This is a genomic window from Oscillibacter sp. KLE 1728, from assembly GCF_934833455.1.
Taxonomy (GTDB): domain Bacteria; phylum Bacillota; class Clostridia; order Oscillospirales; family Oscillospiraceae; genus Oscillibacter; species Oscillibacter welbionis.
This window is the reverse complement of the sequence record NZ_CAKVVF010000096.1, coordinates 1,332-7,529: the sequence shown is the minus strand read 5'-3', so window position 1 is coordinate 7,529 and position 6,198 is coordinate 1,332. Positions and strand designations below refer to the sequence as shown.

The 6,198-nt window shown below is 62.4% G+C and carries 5 protein-coding genes; 4 read left to right on the top strand and 1 reads right to left on the bottom strand.

All coding sequences use genetic code 11. The annotated features are described in order from the left end of the window. Positions 1-1,479: DUF1846 domain-containing protein (locus tag QVE23_RS09690; RefSeq protein ID WP_287968074.1), on the bottom strand; the 1,479-nt coding region annotated here is incomplete at its 3' end. 167 nt (positions 1,480-1,646) lie between these two features. Here QVE23_RS09690 and QVE23_RS09685 point away from each other — a divergent pair. From QVE23_RS09685 to purB, 4 genes are all read left to right on the top strand, one after another. Further along, entirely contained in the window at positions 1,647-2,414 is a 768-nt protein-coding gene (locus tag QVE23_RS09685; RefSeq protein ID WP_119310400.1) for a class I SAM-dependent methyltransferase, read from the top strand. A 173-nt stretch (positions 2,415-2,587) separates the two neighbouring features. Then, entirely contained in the window at positions 2,588-3,862 is a 1,275-nt protein-coding gene (locus tag QVE23_RS09680) for an adenylosuccinate synthase (RefSeq protein ID WP_287968071.1), read from the top strand. A gap of 12 nt (positions 3,863-3,874) precedes the next feature. Then, the gene (locus QVE23_RS09675) at positions 3,875-4,063 is read left to right on the top strand and encodes a hypothetical protein (protein WP_021750974.1); all 189 of its coding nucleotides are present in this window, start codon (positions 3,875-3,877) and stop codon (positions 4,061-4,063) included. Between the two features lie 91 nt (positions 4,064-4,154). Further along, the gene (gene purB / locus QVE23_RS09670) at positions 4,155-5,573 is read left to right on the top strand and encodes an adenylosuccinate lyase (RefSeq protein WP_287966920.1); all 1,419 of its coding nucleotides are present in this window, start codon (positions 4,155-4,157) and stop codon (positions 5,571-5,573) included. The last annotated feature ends 625 nt before the right edge of the window (positions 5,574-6,198 follow it).

Below are 6,198 nucleotides of genomic sequence, written 5' to 3'. Positions count from 1 at the left end.
GTGATAGAGCTTCTTCGTCTCGTACCGGGCCTCGCAGCTGACGTTGATGCCCAGCCGCCGCAGGAGATTCTCGTCCACCTCGCTGAGCACCACGCTGAAGTGAGCGTCACAGCCCCGGAGCTTGGGCAGCTGCTGCTGGGCCAGCTCCGCCAGGGGGTTGGTCAGGGCGGAGATGGTGAGCGCCATCAGCACTTCATCCGTGTGGAGCCGGGGGTTCTTGTGGCCCAGGTACTGGGTCTTCAGCCGGCACACCGGCTCCAGCACCTGGGCGGAGATCAGCTCGAACTGGTCACCGATGCCGCCCACGGCCTTCAGCGCGTTCAGCAGCAGGGCGGAGGCCGCCCCCAGGGTGTCGGAGGTCTTGCCGGTGACCACCCGGCCGTCTGGCAGCACCATGGCGCCGGCAGGGCCGCCGGTGGTCTCCGCCTTCAGCAGGGCAGCGGACACCGCCGGGCAGATGTCCGGTGTGACGCTCGCCTGTTGCATCACCAGCTCCAGCTTCCGCACCGGCTCGTCCCCGGCTTTGCCCCGCAGCCGCTCCACGCAGGCGGTGTAGTAGCGCCGCAGGATCTCCATGCGGCTGGCGGCGCAGCACACCGCGTCGTCACAGATACAGTTGCCAACCATGTTCACTCCCATGTCCGTGGGGGACTGGTAGGGGGACGTGCCCTGGATCTTCTCAAAGATGGCGTTCAGCACCGGGAAGATCTCCACATCCCGGTTGTAGTTGACGGCAGTCTTGCCATAGGCCTCCAGATGGAAGGGGTCAATCATGTTCACGTCGTTCAGATCCGCCGTGGCCGCCTCGTAGGCCAGATTCACCGGATGCTTGAGGGGCAGGTTCCAGATGGGGAAGGTCTCGAACTTGGCGTAGCCCGCAGCGATGCCCCGCTTGTAGTCGTGGTAGAGCTGGGAGAGGCAGGTGGCCATCTTGCCGCTGCCGGGGCCCGGCGCCGTCACCACCACCAGCGGGTGCGTGGTCTCCACATACTCATTCTTTCCAAGGCCCTCGTCGCTGACAATGTGCTGCACGTCGGAGGGGTAGCCCGCGATGGGATAGTGGCGGTAGCACCGGATGCCCAGGGTGGTCAACCGCTTCAAAAAGGCGTCCGCCGCCCCCTGGCCGCTGTACCGGCTCATCACCACGCCGCCCACATAGAAGCCCATGCCCCGGAAGATGTCGATCAGCCGCAGCACGTCGTCGTCATAGGTGATGCCCAGGTCCCCCCGGACCTTGTTTTTCTCGATGTCTGCGGCGTTAATGGCAATGAGGATCTCCACGTCGTCCTGCAGCTGCTGGAGCATCCGGATCTTGCTGTCCGGCTCGAATCCCGGCAGCACCCGGGAGGCGTGGTAGTCGTCGAACAGCTTGCCGCCGAACTCCAGATACAGCTTGCCGCCGAACTGGGCGATGCGCTTTTTGATCTGCTCGGACTGGGTGGTGAGGTACTTCTGATTGTCAAAACCGATGGCCGGCATACGATCTTCCCCTTTTCTCTCTGGTTGTTCAAAATCCGGTGATAGTATACCACACCCTGTCCCGTTTTGGAAGTGGAGAACCAAGGCTTTTCCGCTGCGCCCTGCATCTTGCAGGCGGCCAGCTCCCATGGTACAATCAGCGGAGAATTTGCAGGGAGGGGATCCAGATGCGCAACACCTTTGACCGCTTCAATGGCCGGCACCAGGACTATCAGGCCGCCAGACCTTCTTATGCCCAGGAATTCCTGGACTGGCTGGGAGAGCTGTACGCGCCGCCGGAGCGCTATACAGCGGCGGACATCGGATCCGGCACCGGCAAGCTCTCCGCCCAGCTGCTGGCAGCGGGCTTCCGCGTCTGCGGCGTGGAGCCGAATCCGGATATGCGGGGGGCGGCGGAGGCGCTTCTGGGCGGCGATCCCCGGTTCTCCTCCTCAAATGGAACGGACCATGATACCGGGCTGCCGGACCGGTCCGTGGACATGGTCGCAGCGGCCCAGGCCTTCCACTGGTTCGACGGTCCTGCCTTTGCGCGGGAGTGCCGCCGGATCCTGCGTCCCGGCGGGCGGGCCGTTCTCGTCTGGAACGTCCGCGGGTCTGCACCGATGAACCAGGCCTTGGCCCAGGTCTTTCGGGAGCACTGCCCGAGCTTTCACGGATTCACCGGCGGGATGGGGGAGGACGACCCCCGCATCCGGGATTTTTTCGGCGGGGCGTATGAAAAGCGGCGGTTCCCCAATCCCCTGACGCTGGACCGGGACCGATTCCTCCGGCGGTGCTTTTCCAGCTCCTATGCCCTGCGGGAGGGAGACGCGGATTACGAAGCCTTTCGGGCGGCGCTGGAGGCGCTGTTCGACACTTTCGCCTCCGGCGGGCAACTGATTCAGCCCAACGAGACTGTGGCCTATGTGGGGATCCCCGCCGCTCCCCAGGGATGAGGCATTTCCAGAATTGAAAGGTCGACCTTATCAGAAAAAATAATGCTTATTATTACAAGTTCAGGCTTTACTTATGGAAAATCAGCCGATATAATAACTAAGGTTGGGCATCTTTGGAGAAAAGGTCGACCTGACCGGAGTGTCTGTAAATCAAAACCGGGAGGTTTTTGGATATGTCAAATTGTGCCATCGTGGGAATCAACTGGGGAGACGAGGGCAAGGGCCGCATGGTAGACCTGGTGACCGCGGACTACGACGTGGTGGTCCGCTATCAGGGCGGCGGCAACGCCGGCCATACCGTGGTGAACGAGTTCGGCAAGTTTGCCCTGCACCTGCTGCCCTCCGGCATCTTCCGCAAGGGTGTGGTGAACATCCTGGGCAACGGCGTGGCTCTGGATTGCGAGAGCCTGTGGACCGAGATGTCCGACGTCATGGACCAGGGCGTGGCCATCACGCCGGAGAACCTGAAAATCAGCGACCGGGCGTCCCTGCTGCTGCCCTGGCACCGGGACCTGGACTCCCTGGAGGAGGCCCGCCTGGCGGACAAGAAGTACGGCTCCACCAAGCAGGGCATCGCCCCGTTCTATTCGGACAAGTACCAGAAGAAGACCATCATGGCCGGCGAGCTGCTGTACCCGGAAAAGCTCTGGGACCATCTGGCGGGCATTCTGGAGTGGAAGAACCTGACGCTGGAGCGGGTCTACGGCGCCAAGACCTACACCATGGATGACCTGAAGGCATGGGTAGCGGAGTTCGGCGAGAAGATCAAGCCCTTCATCTGCGACACCGGCGCCTTCCTGCGCCAGGCCCAGGCCGAGGGCAAGCACATCCTGTTTGAGGCCCAGCTGGGCTCCCTGCGAGATCTGGACTACGGCATTTACCCCTACACCACCTCCTCCAACCCCATTGCGGCGTATGCCCCTGTGGGCTCCGGCCTGCCCACCGCCAAGCTGGACAAGATCATCGGTGTGGTGAAGGCATACTCCTCCTGCGTGGGAGAGGGCCCCTTCACCTGCGAGTGGTTCGGTGAAGAGGCGGAGAAGCTGCGGGAGGCCGGCGGTGAGTACGGCGCCAAGACCGGCCGGCCCCGCCGGGTGGGTCCCATCGACATCGTGGCCACCCGCTATGGCATCCAGTGCCAGGGAGCCACGGACATCGCCCTGACCAAGCTGGATGTGCTCAGCTACATGGATGAGATCCCCATCTGCGCCCGATATGAGCTGAACGGGCAGGAGACCGACGCGTTCCCCTTCCCCGCCGTGCTGCCGGACGCCAAGCCCGTCATGACTGCCATGCCCGGCTGGAAGTGCGACATCTCCGGCGTCCGGAAGTGGGAGAACCTGCCGGAGGCGGCCCGGAACTATGTGGAATACGTGGAGCGGGAGATCGGCTGCCATATCACCTATGTGTCTGTGGGACCGGAAAGAGATTCCATCATCATTCGGTGAGGAGGAAATCCGATGCTGTTTGCCGTATTCGGGTGGATCGCGTTGGCAGGTGCCCTCTGCTGGCCGTTTCTCCTTTACCGGATCATTTCAAAAGCATCGAAGGATCGTTCCGCGGGTGTCGAGTGTTTCCTGTTGGCCCTGTTCAGCCTGGATTTTTGTCTCTGGCTGCTCACAGTCTTTAACACGCTTCCCACTTCATAATGCTTCGCCTCCGGCGAAACAGACTGCACCCTCTGGAGGCACCCGTTGCGGTGCCTCCTAAACTTTGAAACAAAAGAAAGGTGGCCCACTTATGCCCAAAGATCGTTACGAATCCCCTCTGGCGTCCCGGTACGCCTCTGATTTTATGCTGTGTCTGTTTTCTCCGGACACGCGTTTCCAGACCTGGAGGCGGCTGTGGGTGGCCCTGGCCCGGGCGGAGCACAACCTGGGCCTCCCCATCACGGCGGAGCAGGTGGCGGAGCTGGAGGCCCACATCACCGACATCGACTATGAGACGGCTTCGGCGCGGGAGAAGGAGGTCCGCCACGACGTGATGGCCCACGTCTACACCTACGGCAAGGCGGCCCCCTCCGCCGCGGGGATCATCCACCTGGGGGCCACCAGCTGCTATGTCACCGACAACGCGGATCTCATCATCTACCGGGAGGGCCTGCGGTATCTCCGGGGAGAGCTGCTGGCTGTGGTGGCGAACCTCAGTAAATTTGCAGAGCAATACAAGGCCACCCCCACCCTGGGCTATACCCACTATCAGCCCGCCCAGCTGGTGACGGTGGGCAAGCGGGCCACCCTCTGGATGCAGGACCTGCTCTCCGACCTGGAGGAGCTGGACTTCGTCCTGGACCACATGAAGTTTCTGGGCTGCCGGGGCACCACCGGCACAGAGGCCAGCTTTATGGACCTGTTCGATGGAGACGGCGCCAAGATTGACGAGATGAACCGGCAGATCGCCGCAGAATTCGGCTTTGAGCAGTGTTATGCCGTCTGTGGCCAGACCTATCCCAGAAAGGCGGACAGCCGCATCCTGAACTGCCTCTCCGCCATTGCCCAGAGCTGCTACCGCATGGCCAACGACATCCGCCTTCTCCAGCACGACCGGCAGGTGGAGGAGCCCTTTGAGAAGAACCAGATCGGCTCCTCCGCCATGGCCTACAAGCGCAATCCCATGCGGTCCGAGCGGATCTGCTCTCTCAGCCGCTACCTGATGGCAGACGCTATGAACGCCCCCATGACCGCCTCCGTCCAGTGGCTGGAGCGGACCCTGGACGACTCCGCCAACCGCCGCATCTCCATGCCGGAGGGCTTCCTCTGCGCCGACGCCATCCTGCGTCTCAGTCAGAACGTCACCGACGGGCTCCACGTCAACGAGAAGATCGTGGACCGGACCTGCCGGGAGTACCTGCCCTTCATTGCTACGGAGAACCTGATGATGGAGGGCGTCAAGCGGGGCGGCGACCGGCAGGCGCTCCACGAGATCATCCGCACCTGCTCCATGGCCGCCACCGCCCGGATGAAGGAGGGGGAGCCCTGCGACCTGCTCTCCCGCCTGGCGGCGGAGCCTGCCTTCGGCATGACCGAGGCGGAGATGGAGGCCGTGCTGGACCCGAAGCTGTACATCGGCCGCTGTCCGGAGCAGGTGGACGCCTTCCTGGCCCAGGTGAGGCCCCTGCTCTCCGGCGCCAGCCGGGAAGTCCCGGAGATCAGTCTCTGACCGTTTCATACCGTCCGGGCGCCCTGCCCGCCGTGCCTGCGGCGGGAGGGGCGCCGGAACGCTTTTCAGGCGGAACCCCTTCGGCTGTCCCGGAGCGGAGGAGCCGGGAAGGCTGCCGGAAATGGAATGCCGATTTTGTGGGTTTTGACGTTGACAGTGCGCTGCTGGCGGTGATACACTGCTACCATCGCTTTCGAGATCGAGGCCAAATCCAACCATCAGAAGGCATTGATGGAGAAAAGGATCGTGGAAATTCCGGTTCAGTGAGCGGGGGCAGTGGGAAGCCCGTACAAAGAGTCCGCGGGAAGAAGACTCTGCAGCTGCATTCCGAACGCGGATCTCCGCTAGTAAGTGCGACGAGTTGTGATCGTTATCTCACACGGGCTTGTTGGAGCTTTGAAAGGGATCCCATCATGGGAGCAAATTAGGTGGTACCGCGGATCGCAGCTATTCATCCTAAGATTTTAGGAGAAAGCTGCGTTCTTTGTTATACGCTCCATAGCAAAGAGTGCTCTGCGCCAGTACCCTGCCCTTTGGGCAGTCGGCGGCTGATGCGCAAATTCATCCGGGAGGCGCTTCTGCCCATGTGCGGGACCATCGTTTTTTCAAAAGACCTGTACCAAGG